Source organism: Bradyrhizobium sp. USDA 4532, from assembly GCF_024171315.1.
Lineage (GTDB): Bacteria > Pseudomonadota > Alphaproteobacteria > Rhizobiales > Xanthobacteraceae > Bradyrhizobium > Bradyrhizobium australafricanum.
In genome coordinates this window covers 7815310-7839460 of sequence record NZ_JALJZN010000001.1, presented here as the reverse complement: position 1 = coordinate 7839460, position 24151 = coordinate 7815310, and the positions used below count along the sequence as shown (strand labels likewise).

General features: G+C 64.8%; 32 protein-coding genes. 18 read left to right on the top strand and 14 right to left on the bottom strand.

Annotation, left to right across the window (positions count from 1 at the left end; genetic code table 11):
• Positions 1–21 precede the first annotated feature (21 nt).
• From J2R76_RS36195 to J2R76_RS36185, 3 genes are read left to right on the top strand one after another with little or no spacing between them, the layout of a single operon-like run.
• Positions 22–1449, top strand: a complete 1428-nt coding sequence (locus tag J2R76_RS36195) for an FAD-binding oxidoreductase (RefSeq protein ID WP_253625594.1) — start codon at positions 22–24, stop codon at positions 1447–1449.
• A gap of 14 nt (positions 1450–1463) precedes the next feature.
• Entirely contained in the window at positions 1464–1913 is a 450-nt protein-coding gene (locus J2R76_RS36190) for a GNAT family acetyltransferase (RefSeq protein ID WP_035632483.1), read from the top strand.
• A 19-nt stretch (positions 1914–1932) separates the two neighbouring features.
• A complete protein-coding gene (locus J2R76_RS36185; protein ID WP_057019145.1) occupies positions 1933–2514 on the top strand; it encodes a GDP-mannose pyrophosphatase in 582 nt (193 codons plus the stop codon).
• A 197-nt stretch (positions 2515–2711) separates the two neighbouring features.
• Here the strand turns inward: J2R76_RS36185 and J2R76_RS36180 are convergent, their stop codons facing one another.
• Complete coding sequence (locus J2R76_RS36180) at positions 2712–3152, bottom strand: hypothetical protein (protein ID WP_092087297.1); 441 nt, start codon at positions 3150–3152, stop codon at positions 2712–2714.
• A gap of 273 nt (positions 3153–3425) precedes the next feature.
• Between J2R76_RS36180 and J2R76_RS36175 the strand changes: the two genes are divergently transcribed.
• Positions 3426–3680: a hypothetical protein gene (locus J2R76_RS36175; protein WP_225160034.1), complete on the top strand. Its 255-nt coding sequence runs from the start codon at positions 3426–3428 to the stop codon at positions 3678–3680.
• Positions 3681–3768: 88 nt separating this feature from the next.
• On the opposite strand, the gene J2R76_RS36170 is transcribed toward J2R76_RS36175, so the two are convergent.
• Positions 3769–4242 (bottom strand): hypothetical protein, encoded by a 474-nt coding sequence (locus tag J2R76_RS36170; protein ID WP_253625592.1) that lies wholly within the window; start codon positions 4240–4242, stop codon positions 3769–3771.
• Between the two features lie 127 nt (positions 4243–4369).
• Between J2R76_RS36170 and J2R76_RS36165 the strand changes: the two genes are divergently transcribed.
• The gene (locus J2R76_RS36165) at positions 4370–5137 is read left to right on the top strand and encodes an SDR family NAD(P)-dependent oxidoreductase (protein ID WP_057019141.1); all 768 of its coding nucleotides are present in this window, start codon (positions 4370–4372) and stop codon (positions 5135–5137) included.
• 169 nt (positions 5138–5306) lie between these two features.
• Positions 5307–5567: a helix-turn-helix domain-containing protein gene (locus J2R76_RS36160; protein WP_016840962.1), complete on the top strand. Its 261-nt coding sequence runs from the start codon at positions 5307–5309 to the stop codon at positions 5565–5567.
• Positions 5568–5680: 113 nt separating this feature from the next.
• Here J2R76_RS36160 and J2R76_RS36155 read toward each other — a convergent pair whose 3' ends face one another.
• On the bottom strand, positions 5681–6676 hold the full coding sequence (locus tag J2R76_RS36155) for a hypothetical protein (RefSeq protein WP_229193055.1): 996 nt from the start codon (positions 6674–6676) through the stop codon (positions 5681–5683).
• A 130-nt stretch (positions 6677–6806) separates the two neighbouring features.
• On the opposite strand from J2R76_RS36155, the gene J2R76_RS36150 reads away from it, so the two are divergent.
• Complete coding sequence (locus J2R76_RS36150) at positions 6807–7334, top strand: collagen-like protein (RefSeq protein ID WP_253625591.1); 528 nt, start codon at positions 6807–6809, stop codon at positions 7332–7334.
• Positions 7335–7390: 56 nt separating this feature from the next.
• Here J2R76_RS36150 and J2R76_RS36145 read toward each other — a convergent pair whose 3' ends face one another.
• Positions 7391–7615, bottom strand: a complete 225-nt coding sequence (locus J2R76_RS36145) for a hypothetical protein (RefSeq protein WP_076830377.1) — start codon at positions 7613–7615, stop codon at positions 7391–7393.
• Positions 7616–7700: 85 nt separating this feature from the next.
• Positions 7701–7967, bottom strand: a complete 267-nt coding sequence (locus tag J2R76_RS36140; RefSeq protein ID WP_057019313.1) for a DUF2277 domain-containing protein — start codon at positions 7965–7967, stop codon at positions 7701–7703.
• Between the two features lie 119 nt (positions 7968–8086).
• On the opposite strand from J2R76_RS36140, the gene J2R76_RS36135 reads away from it, so the two are divergent.
• A complete protein-coding gene (locus J2R76_RS36135) occupies positions 8087–8332 on the top strand; it encodes a DUF2188 domain-containing protein (protein WP_016840968.1) in 246 nt (81 codons plus the stop codon).
• A 15-nt stretch (positions 8333–8347) separates the two neighbouring features.
• Here the strand turns inward: J2R76_RS36135 and J2R76_RS36130 are convergent, their stop codons facing one another.
• Entirely contained in the window at positions 8348–9037 is a 690-nt protein-coding gene (locus J2R76_RS36130) for a helix-turn-helix transcriptional regulator (protein WP_229193201.1), read from the bottom strand.
• A 139-nt stretch (positions 9038–9176) separates the two neighbouring features.
• On the opposite strand from J2R76_RS36130, the gene J2R76_RS36125 reads away from it, so the two are divergent.
• The 5 genes from J2R76_RS36125 to J2R76_RS36105 all read left to right on the top strand — a co-directional run bounded on the left by J2R76_RS36125 (position 9177) and on the right by J2R76_RS36105 (position 12221).
• Positions 9177–9578, top strand: coding sequence for a nuclear transport factor 2 family protein (locus J2R76_RS36125; protein ID WP_229193200.1), 402 nt, complete (start codon positions 9177–9179; stop codon positions 9576–9578).
• Positions 9579–9689: 111 nt separating this feature from the next.
• Positions 9690–10754, top strand: coding sequence for an alpha/beta fold hydrolase (locus J2R76_RS36120; RefSeq protein WP_076830371.1), 1065 nt, complete (start codon positions 9690–9692; stop codon positions 10752–10754).
• Positions 10755–10771: 17 nt separating this feature from the next.
• Positions 10772–11119 (top strand): MmcQ/YjbR family DNA-binding protein, encoded by a 348-nt coding sequence (locus J2R76_RS36115; protein WP_141342582.1) that lies wholly within the window; start codon positions 10772–10774, stop codon positions 11117–11119.
• 150 nt (positions 11120–11269) lie between these two features.
• The gene (locus J2R76_RS36110) at positions 11270–11623 is read left to right on the top strand and encodes a hypothetical protein (RefSeq protein ID WP_229193198.1); all 354 of its coding nucleotides are present in this window, start codon (positions 11270–11272) and stop codon (positions 11621–11623) included.
• 187 nt (positions 11624–11810) lie between these two features.
• Entirely contained in the window at positions 11811–12221 is a 411-nt protein-coding gene (locus J2R76_RS36105; protein ID WP_076830363.1) for a hypothetical protein, read from the top strand.
• A gap of 90 nt (positions 12222–12311) precedes the next feature.
• Here J2R76_RS36105 and bfr read toward each other — a convergent pair whose 3' ends face one another.
• Both bfr and J2R76_RS36095 read right to left on the bottom strand, forming a co-directional pair.
• A complete protein-coding gene (bfr, locus tag J2R76_RS36100) occupies positions 12312–12800 on the bottom strand; it encodes a bacterioferritin (RefSeq protein ID WP_076830360.1) in 489 nt (162 codons plus the stop codon).
• 189 nt (positions 12801–12989) lie between these two features.
• Positions 12990–13262, bottom strand: a complete 273-nt coding sequence (locus tag J2R76_RS36095) for a bacterioferritin-associated ferredoxin (RefSeq protein ID WP_016843730.1) — start codon at positions 13260–13262, stop codon at positions 12990–12992.
• 391 nt (positions 13263–13653) lie between these two features.
• On the opposite strand from J2R76_RS36095, the gene J2R76_RS36090 reads away from it, so the two are divergent.
• Together J2R76_RS36090 and J2R76_RS36085 are read left to right on the top strand one after the other, a co-directional pair.
• Positions 13654–13959, top strand: coding sequence for a hypothetical protein (locus tag J2R76_RS36090; RefSeq protein WP_016843729.1), 306 nt, complete (start codon positions 13654–13656; stop codon positions 13957–13959).
• A gap of 237 nt (positions 13960–14196) precedes the next feature.
• Positions 14197–14481 (top strand): hypothetical protein, encoded by a 285-nt coding sequence (locus tag J2R76_RS36085; protein ID WP_016843728.1) that lies wholly within the window; start codon positions 14197–14199, stop codon positions 14479–14481.
• Between the two features lie 94 nt (positions 14482–14575).
• Here the strand turns inward: J2R76_RS36085 and J2R76_RS36080 are convergent, their stop codons facing one another.
• The 3 genes from J2R76_RS36080 to ettA all read right to left on the bottom strand — a co-directional run bounded on the left by J2R76_RS36080 (position 14576) and on the right by ettA (position 18316).
• Positions 14576–15820, bottom strand: a complete 1245-nt coding sequence (locus J2R76_RS36080; RefSeq protein ID WP_371852160.1) for a lytic murein transglycosylase — start codon at positions 15818–15820, stop codon at positions 14576–14578.
• A 99-nt stretch (positions 15821–15919) separates the two neighbouring features.
• Entirely contained in the window at positions 15920–16501 is a 582-nt protein-coding gene (locus J2R76_RS36075; RefSeq protein ID WP_057019130.1) for a TIGR00645 family protein, read from the bottom strand.
• A 165-nt stretch (positions 16502–16666) separates the two neighbouring features.
• Positions 16667–18316, bottom strand: a complete 1650-nt coding sequence (gene ettA / locus J2R76_RS36070) for an energy-dependent translational throttle protein EttA (protein WP_057019129.1) — start codon at positions 18314–18316, stop codon at positions 16667–16669.
• Between the two features lie 273 nt (positions 18317–18589).
• Between ettA and J2R76_RS36065 the strand changes: the two genes are divergently transcribed.
• Together J2R76_RS36065 and J2R76_RS36060 are read left to right on the top strand one after the other, a co-directional pair.
• Positions 18590–18835: a hypothetical protein gene (locus tag J2R76_RS36065; RefSeq protein ID WP_057019128.1), complete on the top strand. Its 246-nt coding sequence runs from the start codon at positions 18590–18592 to the stop codon at positions 18833–18835.
• Positions 18836–18952: 117 nt separating this feature from the next.
• On the top strand, positions 18953–19915 hold the full coding sequence (locus tag J2R76_RS36060) for a D-2-hydroxyacid dehydrogenase family protein (protein ID WP_253625590.1): 963 nt from the start codon (positions 18953–18955) through the stop codon (positions 19913–19915).
• Positions 19916–19933: 18 nt separating this feature from the next.
• Here J2R76_RS36060 and J2R76_RS36055 read toward each other — a convergent pair whose 3' ends face one another.
• Together J2R76_RS36055 and J2R76_RS36050 are read right to left on the bottom strand one after the other, a co-directional pair.
• The gene (locus J2R76_RS36055) at positions 19934–20677 is read right to left on the bottom strand and encodes a DUF4336 domain-containing protein (RefSeq protein ID WP_253625589.1); all 744 of its coding nucleotides are present in this window, start codon (positions 20675–20677) and stop codon (positions 19934–19936) included.
• A gap of 102 nt (positions 20678–20779) precedes the next feature.
• Positions 20780–22024 carry a L,D-transpeptidase gene (locus J2R76_RS36050; protein WP_253625588.1) on the bottom strand — a complete coding sequence of 415 codons (1245 nt, stop codon included), beginning with the start codon at positions 22022–22024 and terminating at the stop codon, positions 20780–20782.
• Positions 22025–22353: 329 nt separating this feature from the next.
• On the opposite strand from J2R76_RS36050, the gene J2R76_RS36045 reads away from it, so the two are divergent.
• Positions 22354–23181: a hypothetical protein gene (locus tag J2R76_RS36045; protein WP_253625587.1), complete on the top strand. Its 828-nt coding sequence runs from the start codon at positions 22354–22356 to the stop codon at positions 23179–23181.
• A 17-nt stretch (positions 23182–23198) separates the two neighbouring features.
• Here J2R76_RS36045 and sseA read toward each other — a convergent pair whose 3' ends face one another.
• The gene (sseA, locus tag J2R76_RS36040) at positions 23199–24056 is read right to left on the bottom strand and encodes a 3-mercaptopyruvate sulfurtransferase (protein ID WP_253625586.1); all 858 of its coding nucleotides are present in this window, start codon (positions 24054–24056) and stop codon (positions 23199–23201) included.
• Between the last annotated feature and the right edge of the window lie 95 nt (positions 24057–24151).

Here is a 24151-nt window from a genome sequence, read left to right as displayed (position 1 = left end):
TGAGTGAAAGACCAAGAAAAAATGAACATCGTCCAATCAGCGGTGCCGCCGCTTCCGCCCGAATTGCTTGAAAAATTCCGCGCCATCGTCGGCGCGAAATATGCGATGACCGACGCTGCCGACATCGAGCCCTATGTCACCGAGGAGCGTGACCTGTTCCACGGCCGCTCGCCGCTGGTGCTGCGCCCCGGTTCGACCGCCGAAGTCGCTGCGATCTGCAAGCTCGCGACCGAGCACAGGATCGCGCTGGTGCCGCAGGGCGGCAATACCGGCCTGGTCGGCGGCCAGACGCCGCACAATGGCGAGGTCGTGGTCTCGCTGCGGCGTCTCGACAAGATCCGCGATATCGATGTCGAATCCAACACCATGACCTGCGAGGCCGGCGTGGTGCTGCAGATCGCGCAGCAAAAGGCAGCCGAGGTCGACCGGCTGTTTCCGCTGTCGCTCGGCGCAGAAGGCAGCTGCACGATCGGCGGCAACCTCTCGACCAATGCCGGCGGCACCGGAGCCCTTGCCTATGGCGTGGCGCGCGAAATGGCGCTCGGGGTCGAAGTCGTGCTGGCTGACGGCCGGGTGCTGAACGCGCTGTCGAAGCTGAAAAAGGACAACACCGGCTACGATTTGCGCAATCTCTTCATCGGCGCCGAAGGCACGCTCGGCATCATCACCGCGGCGACGCTCAAGCTGTTTCCGCGGCCGCGTGCGGTCGAGACCGCCTATGTCGGCTTGGCTTCGCCGGCGGCCGCACTCAAGCTGCTGTCGATCTCGCGCGATCAAGCGGCCGGAGCGCTGACGAGCTTCGAGCTGCTCGCCGACGTCGCGGTCGACTTCTCGATCCGCCACGGCATCGATATCCGCGATCCGCTTGAGAGCAAGCACCCCTGGTACGTGCTGATGGAATTGTCGTCGTCGCGCGGCGATGCACGCGACACGCTGGAGGCTATCCTGGCCCAGGGCATGGAGGACGGCATCGTGGATGACGCTGTCATCGCCGCCAATCTGAGCCAGCGCCAGGCGTTCTGGAAGCTGCGCGACGAGATGTCGGCGGCGCAAAAGCCGGAAGGCGGCTCGATCAAGCACGACATCTCGGTGCCCGTCGCAGCCGTGCCCGCCTTCATCGAGGAAGCCAATGCTGCCGTGGTGAAGCTGATCCCCGGTTCGCGGCCGGTGCCGTTCGGCCATCTCGGCGACGGCAACATCCACTACAATGTCAGCCAGCCGGTCGGCGCCAATGCGGCCGACTTCCTGGCGCGCTGGCACGACGTGAATGCCGTCGTGTTCGAGATCGTGCTGCGGATGGGCGGCTCGATCTCGGCCGAGCACGGCATCGGCGTGCTCAAGCGCGACGAATTGCCTGACGTCAAGGATAAGGTCGCGATCGAGCTGATGCGGCAGGTCAAGGCGATGCTCGATCCGCTCGGCATCATGAACCCGGGCAAGGTGCTGTGACCGCGCAGGCGACGATGCCCTCCTCCTCTGCCTCCCTCGCCATTGCAGAGATCACCGATAACGACATCGCCGATGTCGTCGCGCTGTGGCAGGCCTGCGGCCTGACGCGGCCATGGAACGATCCTGCCGCCGACATCGCGCTGGCGCGGCGCGGACCGAATTCAGCCGTGCTGGTCGGCCGCGACGCCAATGCGATCGTGGCGACCGCGATGGTCGGCCACGACGGTCATCGCGGCTGGGTCTATTACGTCGCGGTCGATCCCAACCGCCAGGGCAAGGGGCTTGGCCGCACCATCATGGCGGCGGCCGAGGACTGGCTGCGCGCCGCCGGCGTGCCGAAGCTGCAACTGCTGGTGCGGCGGGAGAACGCCAAGGCCGGCGCGTTCTACCAATCGCTCGGCTATGACGAGTCGACCTCGGTGATGCTGGCCAAATGGCTCGACGGGCGCGAAGCGACGCCGTGAGAGGGCTGAGGACCGACGCATGAGCATCGCCGACCGCGTTCGCGTCAAGCACGTCGAGCTGCTTTCGAAGCGCCGCTACGAGCTGAAGAGCGCGACGTTCGACTACCGGCGCGCCAACGGCGAATGGCAGACCCAGGTGCGCGAGGTCTACGATCGCGGCAACGGCGCGGCGCTGTTGCCCTACAATCTGACGACCCGCTGCGTCGTGCTGGTGCGCCAGTTCCGCTTCCCCGCTTTCGCCAACGGTTATGACGATCTGCTGATCGAGGTTGCCGCCGGCATGCTCGACGATGCCGAGCCGGAAGCACGCATCCGCGCCGAAGCGGAGGAAGAGATCGGCTACCGGCTCGCGCATGTGCGCAAGGTGTTCGAGGCTTTCACGTCTCCGGGCGCCGTGACCGAGAAGCTGCATTGCTTCGTCGCCGAATACGACGCCGCGATGCGCATCGGTGACGGCGGCGGGCTCGCCGACGAGGGCGAGGACATCGAGGTGCTCGAGCTTGCGATCGACGACGCGCTCGCCATGATCAGCGACGGCCGCATCGTCGACGCCAAGACCATCATGCTGCTGCAATACGCCGCGCTGCATCTGTTCAGGTGAACGCGGCTTCGCGCACTCAACGCTTTAGACTAGCTGTCCCCGTCCTCCCCGCGCAATGGCTATGCCATTGTCGCTGGAGGTGCGAGCCACTTCGGCGAGCCTCGAAGGATGAATCGGCCACCAGCCGGGCCGTGCATCCTTCGAGACGCGCGAAGACGCGCTCCTCAGGATGACGGGGATAAACCGAACGAAATGCTCTACCGCATCGTGATCGCAAGCCCGCTCAGATCGGCGTTGGCCATCAGGCCGACCTGGTGGCCGGTCAACTCCAACACCGCGCCCTTCTGATTGGTCAGCACGATCGCGCGCGCCCCGCGGCCGACGGCAAGCCCCGCGCCGGCCGCACCGTAGACGCCGGCAACGTCGGACGGACGGTTGATGTTGCTGACCCGGCCGCGCAGCACGGTCTTGGAGCCGCCGAACACCAGTCCGTAGTCGAGGCCGCCGGTGGAGAGCCGGTAGGAGCGGCCGCGGAAGGTCAACACGCCGCTGCCGCCGGAGCCGCCGATGATCCATCCGGCCTTGTAGATCGTGAGCGTCACGAAGCCGCTGTCGGCGCGGGCCGCGGAAGAGAACGCAAGGCCGGTGAACGCCAGCAGCGCGACAAGCGCAGCACGCAGGGTGGATGAAGGTTTCATGTGTGGTCTCCCCAGGATTTACTCACGTCGATTTGCTCTCGTCGATTTGCTCGCGTCGTGACACGGCTGCGAATCGCGATGCTCCGACTGTAGCAAGCGCGTAAACAGGCGCAATTTGGCACAGCGATGGCCGATTTGTTGACGGGTGCTTTCGCACGACCGGTGTTGAACCTGTTCCCGGGGTTGCAATACTCACTGCATGTCCGGGGCGATCGGCCCCTGAGCTCCAGGATTGCCCCGTGGAGCATTCATTTTTCAAACCGGAGATTTCCCATGCGTCGTCTTGCGATTGCCTGTGCCGCCATTGCCGCCACCGTGTCCGTGCTTGCCGCGGCAAGCCCGGCAAGCGCCACGCCCTATCATCTGATCCGCTGGCAGGACACCGGCTTCTGCCAGATCTGGGACCAGAGCATCCCGACCACGCCGTGGCCGGCGAACTTCTCCATCGTCAGCGAGGAGCTGCCGACCTTCGACGCTGCGTTCAGCTACAAGACCGGCCTCCTGAACAACGGCACCTGCGCGTTCTGAGCGAACGCCATTCGATCACGCACAGGGCGGACGCGCGGCAACAGCGCGGCGTCCGTCCTTGTGCTGTCAGATATGACGCGATCCAGCGTCAGTGATGCTTGATCAGGGCGTCGCGCGCGGCGGCGAGTTCGAGGAATGCCGCGCCGTTGCCGCCGCCGTCGGGATGCACCGTCTTGGCCGCGCGCTTGAAAGCCTGCTGGACTTCGGCCGCAGCGAGGCGGCGGCCCAACGGCAGGCCGAGCAATTGCCGGTACTGCTCCTCCTGCGTCAGCGCTTTCGGCGCCAGGCCGCGCCGGCCAAACCGCGGTGCCGACAGCATGTGCAGTGCGTCGTTGACGATGCCGAGACGGCGCAGCGCCATCGCTTTGGTGCGGCGGTCGGCCGATTTCATCGCCGCCTGGCGCAGGATCGGCAGCACCTGTGCGGCCGCACGCCGCAGCGTCTCGTCGATGTCGGTCGCGGCGATCTCCGCGACCATTTTGGCCATCTCGCGGTAGTCGGGATCCGGCGCCGCGCAAAAGCGCTCGATCGCAACTTTCCAGTGTCTGATATGCGGGTCCATGTCCGCGGTCCGTAACTGTCATCCGAATCCGGATAACAGCAACGCGCAAACGCGGCTTGGCGTTTCGGTTGGCGCAGTTTTGAATAGTGTTGTCGACAACGCTCACAAATCAGAACGAGGAAACGCCATGGCCCTTCTCGACAATCACATCGCCGTCATCACCGGTGCGGGCTCGGGCATCGGGCGCGCCATCGCACTGGGCTACGGCCGCGAGGGCGCGCGCGTGGTGCTGCTCGACATGAACGGCGATGCGGCGGCGGAAGCGGCCAGGGAGATCCGCAATGCCGGCGGCAAGGCGGAGAGCTTTGCGCTCGACGTGACCAATCGCGACGCCTGCGTCGCGATGGCAAAGCAAGTGGCCGACAAGGCCGGGCCGGTCTCGATCCTGGTCAACAATGCCGGCATCGCGCGCCGCAACGGCATGCTCGGCACCGACGAGGCCGTGATCAAGGATTGGGAAGACATCATCTCGATCAATCTCACCGGCGTGTTCAACGTGACGCATTCGTTCCTCGCGCCACTGCGCAAGAACAAGGGACGCATCGTCAACATCGGCTCGATCCAGTCCTTCGTGCATCTGCGCACGCCGAGTTCTCCGGCCTATACCGCCTCCAAGCACGGCGTGCTCGGCTTCACCAAGGCGCTGGCCGCCGAACTCGGCAAGGATGGTGTGCGCGTCAATGCAATCGGGCCGGGCTTCATCGAGACGCCGTTGAACGAGAAGGTGCGCGCCACCAATCCCGACCTGGTCAAGGTCTTCATGGACCACACCCCGCTCGGCCGCGCCGGCAAGCCGGAGGACATCGTCGGCCCCGCCATCTTCCTCGCCTCGGACCTATCGGCCTATGTCTCGGGATCGATCGTGATGGTCGATGGCGGCTACCGCACATTGTGACGGAAGGAACCGCAATCGTGGCGATTTCTGGGTATTTTGCTTACAGAGCAGGGAGTTAGGGGCGCGTTAAGGGCTTGTTAACCAAATCGGCACACCGTTGATCTACGGGGTAGTTGGTTCTCGATGTCTTCGCTTCACCGACGAAGCGGGCGTTGATCGGGAGGAGTTCATGTCTTACGCGTCCACCGTACCGTCGCCGGAAGCTCTGCTGCCGTCGCTGGCTCCAAATGAAATCGTCCCACTGCTGATCGGCGCGACCGTCGATGAAGTCGAGCGCGAGCTCGTGCTGCAAACGCTTGCGCGCTGCGACGGCAACCGCACCCGCGCCGCGCGCGTGCTCGGGCTGTCGGTTCGGACGTTGCGGAACAAGATCCGCGAATATTCGGCCGACGGCATCGACGTGCCGCTGAGCGAGCACGCCGCAGCCTAGAGCAAGATCCGGAAACGCGCGAAGCGGCTTTCCGGGAAGATCGTGCTTGGACAACGAGCTAAGCGTGATGACGATTCAACCGGATCGCATCACGCATGAGCGGCACGTCGACGCTAGATCGGCAGGTCGATCGAAAGCCGCCGCCAGCGCGACAACAGCTCGCTGCCGCCGGCATCAAGGCAGCGAGCGAGACGCACCTCGGTCGTCGCGGCCTGTTGCAGCGTCTGCGCGACCAGCGCCGTCGCATAGTCCCAATAGTCGCGCCGCCCCTTCGGATCGTCGTCGACCAGCGATTTTGCGAGGATCTCGACATAGATCGCAGCGACGGCTCTTTGCCAGAGCTCACCCGCGCGCTCGCCCTCCGCCAAGGACGCGCCGGTCCGCGACTGACAGGCCAACCAATAATTTTCCTCCGCGCCGCCCCAAGCGGATGGCAATAGCGATGGATCGAGGCATGGCGAGCGACACTCAAGCGGCTGCATGCCGCGCGCGTCGCAGAAGAAGCAATAGCCAAGCTTGTCGTACCAGTTGACGCGCAGCAATCTGCGAATCTCGGTCTGTTGATCCGCTGCGAGCCGCCTCATGCCCGTCAGTTCGAGATCGCCGATGATCGCCGCCAGGCGATCGCGATCATACGGCTCGACCTCGAGCACCACGCCGATATTGCGCGGAAACAAGGCGTCGAGCATCTCGATCATCTCGCGATAGAACCGGCCCGCCAGGCCGCCGCCGCGCCACGCCTTCGCGACGCCGACATAGTTGCAGTAGATCAGCTCGCTTGCGTGATCGTAGGTGAAGAAGCCGAGGCCGATCGCGCGCCCTTCCGCGCGCAGGATGAAGCAGCGCGAGTCGAGGCAATATGACAGCTGCTGATCACCGACGCTGAACTCTCGTCGCTCGCCGACATCATCTGACAACACCCAACGCACAATGTCGTCGGGGGCGTCGCGCTCGTTCGGAGGAAACAGCTCGGCATACAGATCGAGGACGCCAGTGTTGCGAAACGCCGCTTCGTCGCGCAGATCGTGCCGCGTCACCACGATGTCGAACGTCAGCGTCCCTGTTGCGTCGCCTGCAACTGCCCCGCGCCTGTCGTTCAGAATCCGCAACGCGTCCTCCCGTCACGATCTTCGCATCGAATTATGATTGTTGATCGCTTGCATCAGCCGCGCCCGGCAGAATTGAAGCCGTCATCCAACCTCTGTTACAAGCGGCTTGAAATCGCGACGGAGCATATCAGTGGCTGACGAGACAATCTCCCGCCAGGGGTCACGAGGGGCGCAGGGGCCGCAGGGCCGTCAGGGCGAGCCGGGTCGGCCCGGTCCGCAAGGACATCCGGGGCGGCCGGGGCCGGAAGGTGCGCGCGGCAAGCCGGGTCCGCAGGGCAAGCCCGGACTGGTCGGGAAGGCGGGGCCCCAGGGCAAGCCGGGAGCGCAAGGCAAGGCGGGCGTGCAGGGTCCGCGCGGCGAGGCTGGCCCACAGGGACCGCAGGGACCGGCCGGCCCGCGCGGTGAAGCCGGCCCGCCCGGACAATTGCCGTCGATCGATCAGGTGATGCCGTGGCTGCACATGATCTTCGACGCCTGGGAAGACTACAAGCGCACCAAGGAGCGTGAAGCCGCCGAGTTCGCCGAGCGCGATGCCGCCGAGCGCGCGGCAGCGGAGGCGATCGCGCTTGACGTCGACGCCATCGACTTCGCGGAAGATGACGACGAGGACGACGATCACAAGAAAAAGAAGAAGCACCGCAAGAAGGACAAGAAGTAGTCCTTCTTGTCCTGGCGCGGCGACGCGGCCAGCTTTGTCCGTGCCGCGCCCTATGCCTACCGCTCCGCGCCCGGATTGGCCGGAGGATCGGAGGGTCGAGCGAGGTGCATGAGTTGGAAGACCCAGCGCATGGCGTAATACCAGGCAACGCCCGCGAGCGCCCCGCAAGCCGACAGGATGATGACGTTGGCAAGGTCGATCGTCCCGCTCGACCACAGCATGCCGCAGGTCCAGAGCACGGCGAACGCAATCGAACAGGACGTGAGCAGGGCAGGCTTCATGGCGTTGCTCCGGGATCGGGTGAACTGCACCGATGCCCGGACGCGTGGCGCCGTACCGTGATCTGCATCACGGTGCGCCCCGCCCTCAGCCAAACCGCAGGCGCGAACGCTCCCTCGCCTTCTCCGCCTCCACCTCGCGATCGCGCGCCGGTGCCGTGGTCTGCAACGAGATCAGGAGCCTGCGCGCGGCATTCGAGACCTCGGTCACGGCCAGGTTGAAGGCGGCCTCATTGGACTGCGACGGCTTGTTGAAGCCGGACAGTTTGCGCACGAACTGCAGCGCCGAGGCGTGGATCTCGTCCTCGGTAGCGGGCGGCTCGAAGTTGAACAGCGTCTTGATATTGCGGCACATGTCGGTCTCCCTCGCCCGCGGCAACGGGGCGGCTCTCTCAAGGACGATCGGCTGCTGCAAAATACGACATCGTGGTCTATTCTGGCAGTGTCATCGTCCACGGTGGAGCGAGGTTCCGGATGAGCCACGTGATCTACAAGGTAGTCCAGCACGACGGCGGCTGGGCCTATACCGTCAACGGGGTGTTCTCGGAACCATTTCCTACCCACGCCGCGGCACTCGCCGCTGCCCGACGCGCCGCCAACGAGCAGCGCGTCCCCGGCCGCACCGAGGCGATCCAGTACGAGACGTCGGACGGCAAATGGCTGACCGAAACCGCCTCCGGCAACGACCGCCCGGAGACCGAGGTCGAGGACGGCCGCTAGTTCACCTCGTCGCTTTCAGAACGGAACCTGGACGCCAAGCCGGTCGAAGAACGCCCGCCCCCGATCGGTGATCCGCAATGCGCGCGGAATCCGATGCGGCGCAACGCCGCGCATCTCGACCAGCCGCGCCAGAACGGCATTGGCAAACGGACCGGCGAGATGCGGCACGCGCTCGGTCCAGTCGTTGCAGAGCCGCAGATGCGGCTGCCGCGCCGAATCGAAATCGATTGCCTCGGCCCGGCACCAGGCTAACCCCTGCTCGGTCACGCGACCATCGCGGCCGTCGATCACGACGAGGCGGCGGCGGATCAGCGCATTCGACAACAGCACGCCGAGCTGACCCGCAAGGTGGTGGTAGCAGGTCCGCGATCGCCTGAGCTGCTCGGCCGGCATCGCACGCCGCCGCCCGACGGTGGCCTTGGCCGCAAGATCGACGAGGTTCTCGATCAGCGCCGCGACGTCGTCGTCCCTGATCCGGCAATATCTGAACCTGCCCTGTGCCCACACCGACAGCACGCGGGCGTCGACCAGCTTCTGCAAATGCGCGCTGGCGCCTTGCGGCGAAATGCCGGCGACCGCAGCAAGCTCGCCCGCCGGCAGCGCCTTGCCGTCGGCCAGCGCACTGACCATGGCCTCGCGGACCGGATCGCCCAAGGCCTCGGCGATCCGCGAAAATCCTGTCTGCAAGCCCTGGGATGATCCCACCGCATCGTCCTCCAGATCGCGCCGAAACGTCCTACCCGCATGCGCCGTGCCACGCAGCTCATTTCAGATTTTCCTGAAATGTTGCGGCGGCCTGTTCCGTTCAAATGGGCGGCAGTCGACCAAACACAAGGGAACGATCATGACAGCTGGCAGCAACGACGCGGAACGTATCTACAGGCTCTGGGATGATGCGCTCGGTAACAAGGACCTCGAGGCGGCGCTCACGCTCTACGCAGCCGACGCCTCGATCGAGAGCCCGCTGGTCCAGCATTTGATGCAGACCAAAGACGGGATCGTCCGCGGCCGCGACGCGCTGTGCGAGTTCATCACGCGCGTGTTCCGCACCAACCCGCCGCAACGGCGGCGCTTCAAGCAGGGCTTCTTCAGCGACGGCCGCCTTCTCACCTGGGAGTATCCACGGCAGTCTCCGGACGGCGATCAGATGGATCTGGTCGAGGTCATGGAGATCGATGACGGCCTGATCCAGCGTCACCGCGTCTATTGGGGATGGTATGCGCTGAACGTGCTGAAGGCGAGTTAACCGGACACTTCTGCGTCAGGGGCGCGGCGCCGCTATCGGACGACGCCTTCCGTCATGCTAGGCTTGCACGCAAGCGGCTGGACAAATGCGCCGCGCGTGGGAAGAAGCATAATGATCCGTTGGTGCGCGGCCTTTGTGGCCGCTGTTGTTGTCTCGATGTCGGTACCGGCCATGGCTGCAGACTATCCCACGCCGCAGGATGGCGAATGGATCGCAAAGGACTTCAAGTTTCACAGCGGCGAGGTGATGCCGGAACTGCGGCTGCACTACACCACGGTCGGCGCGCCCACCGGACAGCCGGTGCTGGTGCTGCACGGCTCCGGCGGCTCGGCGGCCAGCATGCTGACGCCGAGCTTTGCCGGCCAGCTGTTCGGCCCCGGCCAGCCGCTCGATGCGGCGAAATACTACATCATCATCCCCGACGGCATCGGGCACGGCAAATCGTCGAAGCCGTCGGACGCGATGCGGACGAGCTTTCCGAAATACGACTACAACGACATGGTCGACGCGCAGTATAGGCTGGTCACCGAAGGGCTCGGTATCAGGCATCTGCGGCTCGTGATCGGTAACTCGATGGGCGGCATGCACACCTGGATCTGGGGCGTGCGCTATCCGCGGATGATGGACGTGCTGGTGCCGATGGCCTCGCAGCCGACCGCTATGGCGGCACGCAACTGGATGCTGCGGCGGACGATGCTGGAAACGATCCGCAACGATCCCGACTACAATGGCGGCAACTACACCAGCCAGCCGCGGATGATGAAATACGCCATCGCCGCCTATCGCTTCGCCAGCGCCGGCGGCACGCTCGCCTACCAGATGCTGGCGCCGACCGCGACGCAGGCCGACAAGCTCGTCGACGACCAGCTGGCCCTGCCGGTCACATCAGATGCCAACGACTACATCTATCAATGGGAGGCCTCGCACGATTACGATCCGTCGGCGGGACTGGAGAAGATCGAGGCCACCCTGCTTGCGATCAATGCGGCCGACGATGAGCGCAATCCGCCGGAGACCGGCGTCACCGAAGCTGCAGTGAAGCGGATCAAGAACGGCAGGATTGATCTGATCCCGGCAAGCAGCGAGACACGCGGCCATCTCACCACCGGCGACGCGCGGTTCTATGCCAGGCAATTGCAGGAACTGTTGCAGACGGCGCCGCAACGCACGATGTAGCGATCGAGGCCAGGACGATGTCCGCTGATCGCTTCCGCCGCATTGCGCTGAGCCTGCCCGAGGTCGTTGAAGGCGCGCATCACGGCACCGCCGACTTCCGCGTCGGCAAGCGCATCTTCGCAACCCTCGGCTATCCCGACCAGGATTGGGGCATGGTGAAGCTGACACCTGAGCAGCAGGCGATGGTGATCGAGGCCGAGCCCGAGATCTTCCGGCCGGTGCCGGGCGGCTGGGGCAAGAGCGGCAGCACCAATGTCCGCCTCGCGAAAGCGGATCAGATCACGCTGCGCAGCGTGCTCGAAATGGCGCGGGACAATATCGCGGTGAAAGCCGCGAAGAAGGCGCGCACGAAGCAACCAACCTGAGCGCAACCATCCCGCACTGCATCACGACTGCGCGGTTTCGCCGATTCTTTGAGCATGCATCCCGCGCGCGGTTCGTGCCTAATCGCGCAAACCCCGGATTCGCGTGACGCTACGCGCGGGTCACGTAGAAGTTTTCGCCGGAGGAAGGTAATGCGAAGGCTCACGCATGTCGCGGTGCTTGCGTGGCTCGCCATGATGGTGGGCGCTGCACTGGCGTTCGACAACGGCCAATACGACAACGTGCCGCCCGATATCCGCGCCTGGTTCAAGAGCGTGATCGCGCCGAATGGCGTGCCGTGCTGCGACATCTCCGACGGCCATCGCACCAGCTACGACGTTCGGGGCGGCGCCTATTGGGTGCCGATCGAGGGCGAGTGGATGATGGTGCCGGAGCGCGCCGTGATCCGCGATCGCGGCAACCCGGTCGGCGAGGCCGTGGTGTGGTACGTGCACCACCGCGGCAGCATCATCATCAGCTGCTTCGTTCCGGCGGATGCGGTCTGAGCGGCGCCCGCCGCCTGCGCGGGAAGCCTGCGCGCGAGGTCGCGTCAATTTGAAACAGTTACTCCCTGTTAACCTTACTTTTTAACCAATAATTAAGGATGAGTTTGCGGGCGCCATGAGGCGCGGCCTAGCGTCTGCAGAAATGCTCCGTAACCGCGAGTTGGTGCGTGCCATGGCTCTTCGAAGAATGGCGTATCGAACAACTGGGGCGCTGATGGCGTCCCTTGGCATTGCAGCACTGCTGCTTGCTTCCCCGACCGAGACCTATGCGAGATCCGGATCCGCAGCGCGCGGCACGTTCTCCTCGCATCATCCAGCTTTCCGCCATCATGTGCGGGTGCCCGGCATCGTGTTGCCGGACGCGGGCGGATATTATGATGGCGCGGCGAGCGTTCCTTTCGCCGCCGAGGTCCCGGCGCCGGTCTCGAGCGACGTCCGCTACACCTACACCCAGGACGTGCCGTGGGATTGGGCGCACCGCTATCCGCCGGCCGTGGTGCCGTCGGATCGGCCCTATGTGTCGAGCTGCCCCACCGAGAGCGTCACGGTGCCCGGCCGCGGCGGCGACCGCACCATCAACATCACGCGGTGCTACTGACGAATAGCTCGTTCACAATAGCAAAAGAGGCCGCCCGCAAGGCCGGCCTCTCGTATTTTGGCAGACGCTCGGCGCGCGGCTGACAGCCGGTCAGGAATCCTCGCCCTTCAGATGACCGACGTGCTTCTGGGTGTAGAGCTCAAGGCCGATGCGCTTGATCAGGTCGAGCTGGGTCTCGAGGAAGTCGATGTGCTCTTCCTCGTCCTTCATCAGTTGCTCGAACAGGTCGCGGCTGACATAGTCCTTGACGCCATGGCAGTAGGTCGCCGCCTCCTGGTAGAGCGTGCGCGCGCCGATCTCGGCGGCGAGGTCACACTCGATGATCTCCTTGACGTCCTGGCCGATCTTCAGGGGATCGAGCACCTGCAGGTTCGGGAAGCCGTCGAGGAACAGGATGCGATCGACGAATTTGTCGGCGTGCTCCATCTCCTCGATGGACTCCTTGCGCCAGACCTTGGCCATCTCCAGGAGGCCCCAATTGTTGAGCATCCGGTAGTGCAGCCAGTACTGATTGATGGCGGTCAGTTCGCTGCGCAGCCCCTTGTTCAGATAATCGATGACCTTCGGGTCGCCTTGCATGATCCACTCCACCTGTCGCGGCCAACCTTGGCCGGCGCTAAACTTAGAACGCTTCTAAATCAGATTATCGGCAAGAGCAACTCTTCGCAGAAGCAGCGCGTGGATAACCGGATTCGAAGGATTAGCGCAGCGTCTTCCAGCGAAACGGAAGCCGGTTCGCCGTCAGGAAGCGCGTCGAAACGGGAAGCGTTAGCAGGCCGCGAGCGCGAATTCGGCCGGCTCGGCGTCCTCGTTGGCGGCGTGCGGGTGGCCGCTGTGGGGGCAGCCGGAGCAGCAGGCCTTGGCGCAGGGACCGAGCGCCTCGTCGATGATCGCCTTGATGGTGCGCGCGCAGCGGCCGCATTCGGCACTGCAGCCGAGGCAGCCGTACACCTGCTTGGCATTTCGAGTCACGGACCCACCGCCATTGACGGCATTGCGGACATCGTGGTCGCTAAGGACGTTACAGGAACAGACAATCATCGGAGAAAGGCGGGGTCCAACGGTGATGCTTGGCAATATGGATATTGTCGGCTCCCGCGGGATGCAAAAGGAAAAAGCGGTTTTTGTAGCAATTCCAAACTGATGCGGGATTCATATTGGAATGAGTTTAAATCGGTCGGAGGTCAGGAATCCGACACCCGCCGGGTGACTGACGGGCCAATAACCGCTGCCTTCGCCACCGGCCCCCATGAGTAGGCGCCTCGCCGCGGCGCTATCGGGCTTGTGCGTTGCAAGATATTGCAAAAACTGCAAGCATTTGGTCGCGAATGCGGCAGCGTCGTTCATTGATCATTCAAGCTGAATATGGAACCCTCCGGCGAGACAGATCGCCAATGCACGCTGTCCCTGCTGCCGCGAGAAAGGTGAGGCCATGAAGAAGACATTGCTGGCGCTTTGCGCCGTTGCCGCTGTGGCGGCTTCGACTGTGGCGGTGCCCGCCCCCGCCCAGGCACAACGCGGTGTCGCCGCCGGCGTCGCTGCGGGATTGATCGGTGGCGCCATTGTCGGTGGCGCGATCGCATCGCAGAACCGCTATTACGGTCCCGGATACGGCTACTATGCGCCCGGTCCGGCCTATGTCGCCGAGCCCGGCTATGGTCCCGATTGCTTCTGGCAGCGCCAGCGGTTCTGGGACGGCTACACCTGGCGCGTTCGCAGCGTCCGCGTTTGCGATTGATCGCCGTTCATCTCGATTAAATCGAACCAAATGTCCCGGAAAAACCGACTGTTTCTCCGGGACATCTGCTGCAGATGGCCAGAAAAAACCGCTTTTCTGCGCGATCAGCCTGCGGACGTTTACTTTCGGTTGACTGTTCTGCGCTGTTTAGCAAGACAGCAGTTCGAGATCAGCGTGTGAGTCACCTCAACCCGGCGCCGAACCACGACGCCACCACCTTCCAGGAGAGCCAAAGACATGAAGAAGACTTTAGCTGCCCTTGTCGCCGTCACCACGATTGCCGGTTCGCTGGCCGTTGCTCCGGCTGCCAAGGCTGGTGACGGCGGCGCCGTCGCGGCCGGCGTTGCCGGCGGCCTGATCGGCGGCGCCCTGCTGGGCGGCGCTATCGCAGGCGCTCGCCCCGCCCCGGTCTATGTCGCACCGGCGCCGGTTTACGTCGAAGAGGCCCCGTGCCGCATGGTTCGTGAGCGCTTCTGGGACGGCTACGGCTGGCGCTTCCGTCGCATCCAGGTTTGCGACTGATCGACCGACACGTTTTCAGCATCACATTCGAAAACCCGGCCTCTCGGCCGGGTTTTTGCTTTTCACCACAGGCGGCCCTGCGAGCCGGCCCCGATCAGCGCTGCCCGTTCATCGCGCGCAGCACCGCCTCGCTCGGCCAGCAATCGACCTTCAGCCCGGCCTGCTTCTGATAGGCGCCGAGCGCCGCGCGGGTCTGCATCCCGGCCTTGCCGTCGAGCTTGTCCTTGTAGAGACCGATCTTCGTCAGCTGCTGCTGCATCGCCTCGACATCGGCGGAGCGCAGCTGCTTCGACGCCGACCATGGCGTCGCGAATGGCTGCGGGCTCGTCATGCGGTCGGCGAGGTGGCCGACGAACAGCACGTAGAGATCGGAGAAATTGTATTCCTTGATCACGAAGTAGTTCGGCGTGGTCAGGAAGGCCGGACCGTAGCTGCCTTCCGGCTGCAGCAGCGAGGCCGATTGCGCCTGCTCGGCGGCGCTGAGCTTCTGCCCGCGCACCGGCACGAAGCCGGCGCGCAGCCACTGGCTGATCGGCTTCGTCACTTCAGGCACGCCCATCGTGCAGTCGGCATTGGCCGGCGCCTGCACCTCATAGGCCCAGCGCACGCCGGGCTGCCAACCCTTGTTGACCAGCTGCTGCGCGGCGGAGGCGAGCGCGTCCGGCACCGAATGCCAGATGTCGACGCGGCCGTCGCCGTCGAGATCGACGCCGTGCTTGTAATATTCCGACGGCAGAAACTGGGTGTAGCCGGTCGCTCCCGCCCACGATGAGCGCATCTCCTTGCGCGTCACCGCGCCCTCGCCGAGGATCTTCAGCGCCAGGATGAACTCGGTGCGGTACTGATCCTTGCGACGGCCGACATAGGCCTGCGTCGCCACCACGCGCAGCGTGTCGTAGGGCAGCGAATAGCGCCCGTAATCGGTCTCGCGGCCCCAGATCGCCAGCACGACGGTGGCCGGGACGCCGAACCGCTTCTCGATCGCATCAAGCGAGGAGCGATACTTCTGCAACAGCCGCTGCCCCTCAGCGGCGAGCCGCGCGATCGAGGCTTCCCTGATGTAATCGGCCGGCACCTGCACGAACTCGGCCTGCGCCGGTGCGCCGGTCTTCGGACGTCCGGGCAGGATCAGGTCGGGCAGCTTGTAGTCGGGCTCGAGCGAGCGCGTCTCGCGATCGAAGGTCTCGCGCGACACGCCGGCGGCCTTGGCCTCCGGCCACAGCGAGGCGATGAACTGGGTGAACGCAGCATCGGCGGCGCGCGCGGGTGAGACGACGGATGCGAGCAGGAGCCCGAGGGCAAGCGCGCGGAGGAATGTCAAATCCAACAACCTGTTCACGCAGCGGTCCAATGGGCGCGGCATCAGGCCAACGCCCGCGATATCAGTGTCGTGAGCCTTACCACGACACCGGATTGCTGTGAACCTTGGCGGCCGCGCTCAATGCGCGGCCTGCTTGGCGCCTTCGATCGAGTCGTTCGACAGCTTGTCGACGATGGCGATGCCGATCGCCGACAGGATGAAGACGCAGTGGATGATGGTCTGCCACATCACGCCGGTCTCGGTGTAGTTGCCCTTGCCTGACGACAGCGCGCCGGCCTCGATGAAGGTGCGCAGCAAATGGATCGAGGATATGCCGATGATGGCCATCGCCAGCTTGATCTTCAGCACGCTGGCATTGACGTGGCTCAGCCATTCCGGCTCGTCCGGATGGCCCTGCAGATTGAGGCGCGAGACGAAGGTCTCGTAGCCGCCAACGATCACCATCACCAACAGGTTCGAGATCATGACGACGTCGATCAGGCCGAGAACGGCCAGCATGATCTGCTGCTCGCTGAAATCGAAGGCATGGGCGAACAGGTGCCATAGTTCCTTGAGGAACAGCACGACATAGACGCCCTGGGCGATGATCAGGCCGACATAGAGTGGCAATTGCAGCCAGCGCGATCCGAAGATCAGCATGGGAACGGGACGCAGCGACCGGCCCTTCGCGGGGGCGCGCGCCTCAGAAAGTGCGGACATGGTGGAGTGCTCGCAGGATTGAAAATTGCGGAGCGCTCTATCTACGCAATCCCGCGCGCTTGAAAAGCGACAACTGGCCGCACATTGCGCCGCGATGCCGTCACGATCCTGCCAACGAAGAACGGTCGAGCGCGGCGAGATGCCGCGTTCGACCGTTCATACTGGTCAGCGCGTCAGCTTCTTGTACTTCACGCGATGCGGAATGATGCTGTCCTGGCCGAGCCGGCGCATTTTGTCCTTTTCGTAATCCTGGAAGTTGCCCTCGAACCATTCGACATGGCTGTCGCCCTCGAAGGCCAGGATGTGGGTCGCGATGCGGTCGAGGAACCAGCGGTCATGGCTGATGATGACGGCGCAACCGGCGAAATCCTCGAGCGCCTCTTCCAGCGCGCGCAGCGTGTCGACGTCGAGGTCGTTGGTCGGTTCGTCGAGCAGCAGCACGTTGGCGCCCGACTTCAGCATCTTGGCGAGATGCACGCGATTGCGCTCACCGCCTGACAACGCGCCGACCTTCTTCTGCTGGTCAGCGCCCTTGAAGTTGAACGCCGAGCAGTAGCCGCGCGAATTGACTTCCTTCTTTCCGAGCAGGATCAGCTCGTTGCCCCCGGAGATCTCCTCCCACACCGTCTTGTTGCCCTCGAGCGCGTCGCGCGACTGGTCGACATAGCCGAGATGCACGGTCTCGCCGACCGTGATGGTGCCCTTGTCCGGCGTCTCCTGCTCGGTGATCATCTTGAACAGCGTGGTCTTGCCGGCGCCGTTGGCACCGATCACGCCGACGATGCCGCCGGGCGGCAGCTTGAAGGTGAGATCGTCGATCAGCAGGCGATCGCCAAATCCCTTGCTGAGACCTTCGAAGTCGACGACGTTGGCGCCGAGCCGCTCGGCGACCGGAATGATGATCTGCGCGGTCTGGGTCTGCTTCTCGCTCGCCTTCTTGAGCAGATCCTCATAGCGCTGGTAGCGCGCCTTCGACTTGGCCTGGCGCGCCTTCGGCGAGGACGCCACCCATTCCTGCTCGCGGGCCAGCGTCTTCTGGTGCGCGGCGTCCTCGCGGCCTTCCTGCTCGAGTCGCTTCTGCTTCTGCACCAGCCAGGACGAGTAATTGCCCTCGTACGGGATGCCGCGGCCGCGGTCGAGTTCGAGGATCCAGCCCGTGACGTTGTCGAGGAAGTAGCGGTCGTGGGTCACGATCAGGATCGCGCCGGGATAGTTGCGCAGATGGCCTTCCAGCCACGACACCGATTCGGCGTCGAGATGGTTGGTCGGCTCGTCCAGCAGCAGCAATTCCGGCTGGTCGAGCAGCAGGCGGCACAGCGCCACGCGGCGGCGTTCACCGCCGGACAGTTTTGTGACATCGGCATCGTCGGGCGGGCAGCGCAGCGCGTCCATCGCCTGGTCGACCTTGCTGTCGAGATCCCACAGGCCCTGGGCCTCGATCTCGTCCTGCAGCTTGGTCATCTCGTCGGCGGTCTCGTCCGAATAGTTGACCGCAAGCTCGTTGTAGCGGTCGAGGATCGCCTTCTGCTTGGCGACGCCCTGCATGACGTTCTCACGAACGTTGAGTGCCGGATCGAGGTGCGGCTCCTGCTCGAGATAGCCGACGCGGGCGCCCTCGGCGACCCAGGCCTCGCCGTTATACTCCTTGTCGAGGCCGGCCATGATCTTGAGCAGCGTCGACTTGCCCGAGCCGTTGACGCCGAGCACGCCGATCTTGGCGTCCGGGTAGAAGCTCAGATGGATGTTATCGAGCACCTTGCGGGTCGGGTACGCCTTGGTCAGACCCTGCATGAAATAGATGAACTGGCGAGCCATCCGCTGTCCCTGGAATTGATCCGATTTGTGGAAATTTTGCTGCCGCCGATGTAACGGCCGGCCCCCGAAAGCGCAACCGCGGGACCTCTGTTTTCCGTCCGTTCACCACGTTTCGCGGCTTCACCACGGATGATTACGGGCTCGACGTCATGTGTGCGCCGAATCACGACAATTGAAACCATCTTTTAATAAATCAGGCCAAAACTCGTTCTCAACGTCGAAAAACGGCGATTTTCGCGGCAGAACCGCGGCCAAAACAGTTGAGGCCACGTCATGGCTACCATCATTTCAGCACCCCTTCCGCGCCCGACGACCAAAGGCGAGGCGACGCTGTTCGCCGAATTCCGCGCCTTTTGGCGCGCCTTCGTCGCCAAGGCTTTCAATCCCTACCGGCCGGAACTGCACTATATGCGCGGCCCGGGTCCGGCCTGCCGTGCCAAGCAGATGGCGCTGTCGCCGGCGGTCCGCTCGATGCTCGCCGATATCCGCGCCACGAAGAAGCCGTCGCCGCGCGTGTGACAATCGCCGCTTTTTGAAGCCGCGGCCGCTTGCGCGCCTGCCGATTGCGCGCGACCATGACGGGTATCCCGACGGTTGATCTCCCGCCGTCGTCCTCACCCTGAATGGACCTCCCCGATGACGCGGCTCCGCTGTGCAATCCTCGACGACTATTTTGACATCGCGCTTTCGGTGGCCGACTGGCCGAAGGTCAAGGACCGGGTCGACGTCACCGTGTTCGACAAGCCGTTCGCGAGCGAGGCGGAAGCGGCGACGAAGCTGAAGGATTTCGAGATCATCTGCGCGATGCGCGAGCGCACCCCGTTCCCGAAGAGCCTGCTCGACGCGCTGCCCAGGCTGCAGCTCCTGATCACGTCAGGCATGCGCAACGCGGCGATCGACATGGAGGCCGCCAAGAACCGCAAGGTGGTGTTGTGCGGCACCCAATATAGCCGCGATCCCACCGCGCCGCTGACCATGGGCCTGATCCTGGAACTGACGCGCGGCATCGGCCGCGAGAATGCGCGCATGCACGCCGGCGAGGCCTGGCAGACCTTTGCCGGTACCGAGATCGAGGGCAAGACGCTCGGCATCATCGGCCTCGGCAAGCTCGGCAGCAAGGTCGCCGGCATGGCCAAGGTGTTCGGCATGAACGTCATCGCCTGGAGTCCCAATCTGACGCCGGAGAAGTGCAAGGAGGCCGGCGTCGCCTATGCCAGCAAGGACGAGCTGTTCGCGACATCAGACATCATCACCATCCATGTCGTGCTGAGCCCGCGCTCGCGCGGACTGGTCGGCGCCGCCGATCTCGCCCGCATGAAGCCGTCGGCCTATCTCGTCAACACCGCGCGCGGGCCGATCGTCGATGAGGACGCCCTGTTCGCGGCGCTGCGTGACAAGACGATCGCCGGCGCCGGCATCGACGTGTTCTCGGTCGAGCCGCTGCCGTCGGATCACCCGCTGCGCAAGCTCGACAACGTCGTGATCACGCCGCATCTCGGCTACGCGACGCGCGAGAGCCTGCAGGCGCATTATCAGCAGATGGTCGAGTGCATCGATGCTTTCACCAAGGGCAACGAGCCGCCACGGCGCCTGGCCTGACAGCGGCATTCACTGCGGCTAGCCGAGCCAGCGGAACGCGCGTTCGAGCTCGGCGCGGCCGTCCCGGTCGTACCAGCGCCCGTGGGCGAGAATGATCCGCTCCGGATCCCATTCGATCATGCGGTCGACGGCGGCCTTCATCGCGTCCCTGTCCTGCAGGAAGGTCGAGCGCAGATCGGTTGGCGTGCTGCCGTCGGGATCGCGCACGCCGCCGAGCCAGATCAGGAACCGCATCAACGGCGAGCGGACTCGTCCGGCCTCAAAATTCTCGATCAGGTCCGTCAGCAGCAATGTCCGCGACGGCAGATGGAAGAACACGACCTCCGTCATGTAGCTGCCTGCCACCAACAGCGTCGCGATCCACTCATCCCAGGGATAGCCGGATGATCGTTCCATTGGCTCGCCTTCGAAGGTCAGCCGATTGTCCGCCTGTTGCTTGATCCCGGGCGCAAGGAAGATGCGCGCGTCGGGATAGGCAGCATTCCATTGCGGAATCCACCAGTAATGCAGACGGTTCGGACCGATGATCCAGCGCGGTACGCCCAGCTCAACGATTGCGGCCTTGAGCTCGGCCAGCAATGGTGTCGGCGAGTGAATGAACAGCCGCCCACCCGGCAGACGAACGATCGTCGCGCGCGTTGGAAACGGCATCTTGAACCAGCGCGGACCGAACCGGATGATCGGACCATCGATCATCCATACGTCATCGGCGACAGGCTTTGGCGCATTCAGCGGCGGATAGGTCTCGCAGACGTCCTGCATCGCATTGCTTCCCAAGCTGCAACGTCGAAATGCGCGGCTTGTTGCAACAAAAAAAGGCGCGCTGTTCGCGCGCCTTTTTCAATGATGAACTTGCCGGTTGGCCTAGCGCACCGTCACCGGTGCGGGCAGCGGCTGCACCGTGGTCGGCTGCGTGCCGGGCAGCGGCGCGGCCGCCTGAGCCTGGGCCGCAGAGGGAGCCATCGGGTTCGCGGGCGCGGCAGAAGCCGTCGCCGTTCCCGGCGGCGGACCACCGGGCAGCACAACCACGCGGGTGCCGACCTTGGCACGCTCGAACAGGTCGGAGACGTCCTCGTTCAGCATGCCGATGCAGCCCGACGAGACGAACTTGCCGATGGTCGACGGCTGGTTGGTGCCGTGAATACGGTACACGGTCGAGCCGAGATACATCGCGCGGGCGCCGAGCGGGTTGCCGGGTCCGCCGGCCATGAAGCGCGGCAGATAGGGCTGACGCTCGATCATCTCGGTCGGCGGATGCCAATCCGGCCACTCGGCCTTACGGGTGATCTTCTGCACGCCGGTCCAGGTGAAGCCGTCGCGGCCGACACGGACGCCGTAACGGATCGCCCGGCCGTTGCCCAGGATGTAATAGAGGTAGGTGTTCGACGTATCGACAACGATCGTGCCTGCCGGCTCCTTGGTCGCGAACGACACTTCCTGGCGACGCAGTTTCGGCGGCAGTTGCGCCGGGGCGTCTTCTGGCTGCTCGTCCGGCGGCAGCGCCGCGATCTGCACCGGCTTGCCGTTGGCATCAACCGGCGCCTGCTGCTGCGGCACGGCTCCGGTAACGCCCTCGGGCGGACGCATGCCGCCGCGGTCGTCGCCGTAGGAAACACCGGCGGCCGGAACGCCATTGTCGCGATTGGCTTGTTGCGCACCCACACGATCGCCGTAGATCACCGGCGGCGGCCCCATCGGACGGCCATAGCGGGGATCATCGGGCGACATCACTGGCCCAGTCGGCGCGCCACGGTCGGAATAGACCGGAGGAGCATTCATCGGGCGGCCATAGCGCGGATCGTCCGGCGACATCACCGGACCGGTCGGCGCGCCACGATCGGAATAGGCGGGCGCATTCGCCGGACGGCCATAGCGCGGGTCGTTCGGCGACAGCACCGGGCCGGGCGGCGGCAATGCAGCCGAATCCTGCCCGTCATCGTCATTGAGTGCGTCGAAATCCGGCATGCTGCCCTGGGGGTAGGGCTGGGGCGCCGTCGAATAGGCGGTGCCTTGGGGCGCCGGATAACCCTGCTGCGCATGCGCAAGCGAGGTTCCTGCCACGCCGAGAGCCGCGGCAGCGCAAATCGTCAGAATGCGGTTGATCATCATTGCTCTGTTATAGTCCCCAAGCCACACCGGACTGTTAACGGCCCAATGCAGGAAGATAGCGGCGCATTCAAGACAAATCCGCGAAACCCGGGCTATTCCGGGCCTTTTGTGATTTCGCGTCAACGCTGCGGCAAAGATGTCTCACGGGTCGGGAATGTTTGTCCACGTGGCCAAAGTCATCAATCACCCGCATTTTGTAACAAACAGTCCCGGGACGTTGCGATATCTTCGAATCGGCCTGATTCGCGCTCGCGACGCCGGCTTTCTTGTGTGGTCACCGCGTTCCCTCGACATCGAAGACCCTCCCGCAGAAGGGGGAACCCGCGCCCATGCTCCCCGGCCTTCGTTTTCTGTTCGCCGCGATCGTGCTGGCGACTTCGCTTCTGGTGTTCGGGTTAGGGGCAGCCGCGCTGTTCCGCGCGGCGCATGAAGAGTTCGCCAGCATTCCGGCCCGCCGGGCGCCGCCGCCCGAGCCGCAATTCGCGCAGCAGCCCGAGACCCCGCCGGTGCTTGCCATGGTGCGGGTCGATCCGCCCGCCGCCGACAAGGTGACGACCGATACGCCGGCAGCCCCGTCCGAGCCGGCCGCTCCCGCTGAGATCGCCGCCCCTGCAGCCGAGCCGGAGAAGGTCGCCGCCGTGACGGCGGATGATCCGGTCCCACCCGCTCCGCCGAAGCCGGAGGCCCAAGCCACGGGGACCCCGGCGCCGGCCCAATCCGCCGACACTGCGGCTCAGACTCCGACCGCAGATCCCTCGGCGGCATCGGAGCCGACGCCCGCTGCCGCCGAAGCCGCACCGGCAGCTACGGAGGCCAAGGTCGCCGCCGTCGCCGATCCGCCTGCCCCCAGCGAGCCCGCGCTTCCGCCGCCGGCACCCGCAATGGCAGCGCCGGAGCCCGCCCCGCCGCCATCACCCGAGGCGATCGCGGCCGCGACCAAGATCGCAACGCTGGGTGGGCCCGAAGTTGTTGTCGAAGTGCCGGTAGCGCCGAAGGCCGCTGAGGCGAAGAAGCCGGAGCGCAGCGCGGTCAGCAAGCCGGCACATCGCAAGGAGCGGCGGCGGATTGTCCGCGCGCCGCCGGTTCGGCAGGTCGTTCAGCAGCAGCAGCTCGATCCGTTCGGCCAGCCGACCCTGGTGCCGCTCACCCGGCGCTAGCAAGCAGGAACGACCTGTCAGGCCGGCCCCGTTGCGATCGGCGGGCCGCTCGCCTGCCCCCATTCCGACCACGAGCCGTCATAGAGCGCGCTCTCGGTGACGCCGAGCCGGTAGAGCGCAAGCGTCAGCACGCCGGCCGAGACGCCGGACCCGCAGCTCGTGACGATGGGCGCATCGAGCTTCACGCCGGCGCCCACGAACGACTTGCGCAGGTCATCGAGCGGCTTCATCTCGCCGGTCGCGGCATCGAACAATTGGTTGTAGGGCACGTTGCGGGCGCCTGGGATGTGGCCGGCGCGGATGCCCGGACGCGGCTCCGGCGCGCGGCCTTCGAAGCGGTCGGCGGCGCGCGCATCGATCACCTGCTCGGCACGGCTTTCGACATTGGCGATCATCTGCTCGATGCTGCGCACGCGCTGCGGATCGTAGCTCGCCTTGAAGGTCGCAGGCTTCGGCTTCACCTCGCCGCTCTCGACCGCCCTGCCCTCGGCGCGCCACTTCTTCAAACCGCCGTTGAGAATGCGCACGTTGCGATGGCCATAGGACAGGAACATCCACCAGGCGCGCGGTGCCGCGACCCAGCCGCCGGAATCGTAGATCACCACGGTGTCGGCATTGCCGATGCCAAGCGCACCGATGTCGCGGCCGAACTGCTCGGCGCTCGGAAACATGTGCGGCAGCGGATTGGCATGGTCGGACACCGCGTCGACATCGAAGAACACAGCACCCGGCAGATGCGCGGCGAGATAATCGTCCTTCGGCAATGGCAGCACGCCGGGCAGCTTGAAGGTCGCGTCGAGCACCTTGACGTTGGCATCGCCGAGATGCGCAGCCAGCCATTCGGTCGAAACGAGCGGATCGTCGGTCATCGTCATCTTGCGTGTTTCTCCATCGTCATTGCCGGACTTGATCCGGCAATCCATCTTGCCTTGAAGCGATGGACACGCGGGTCAAGCCCGCGTGTGACATC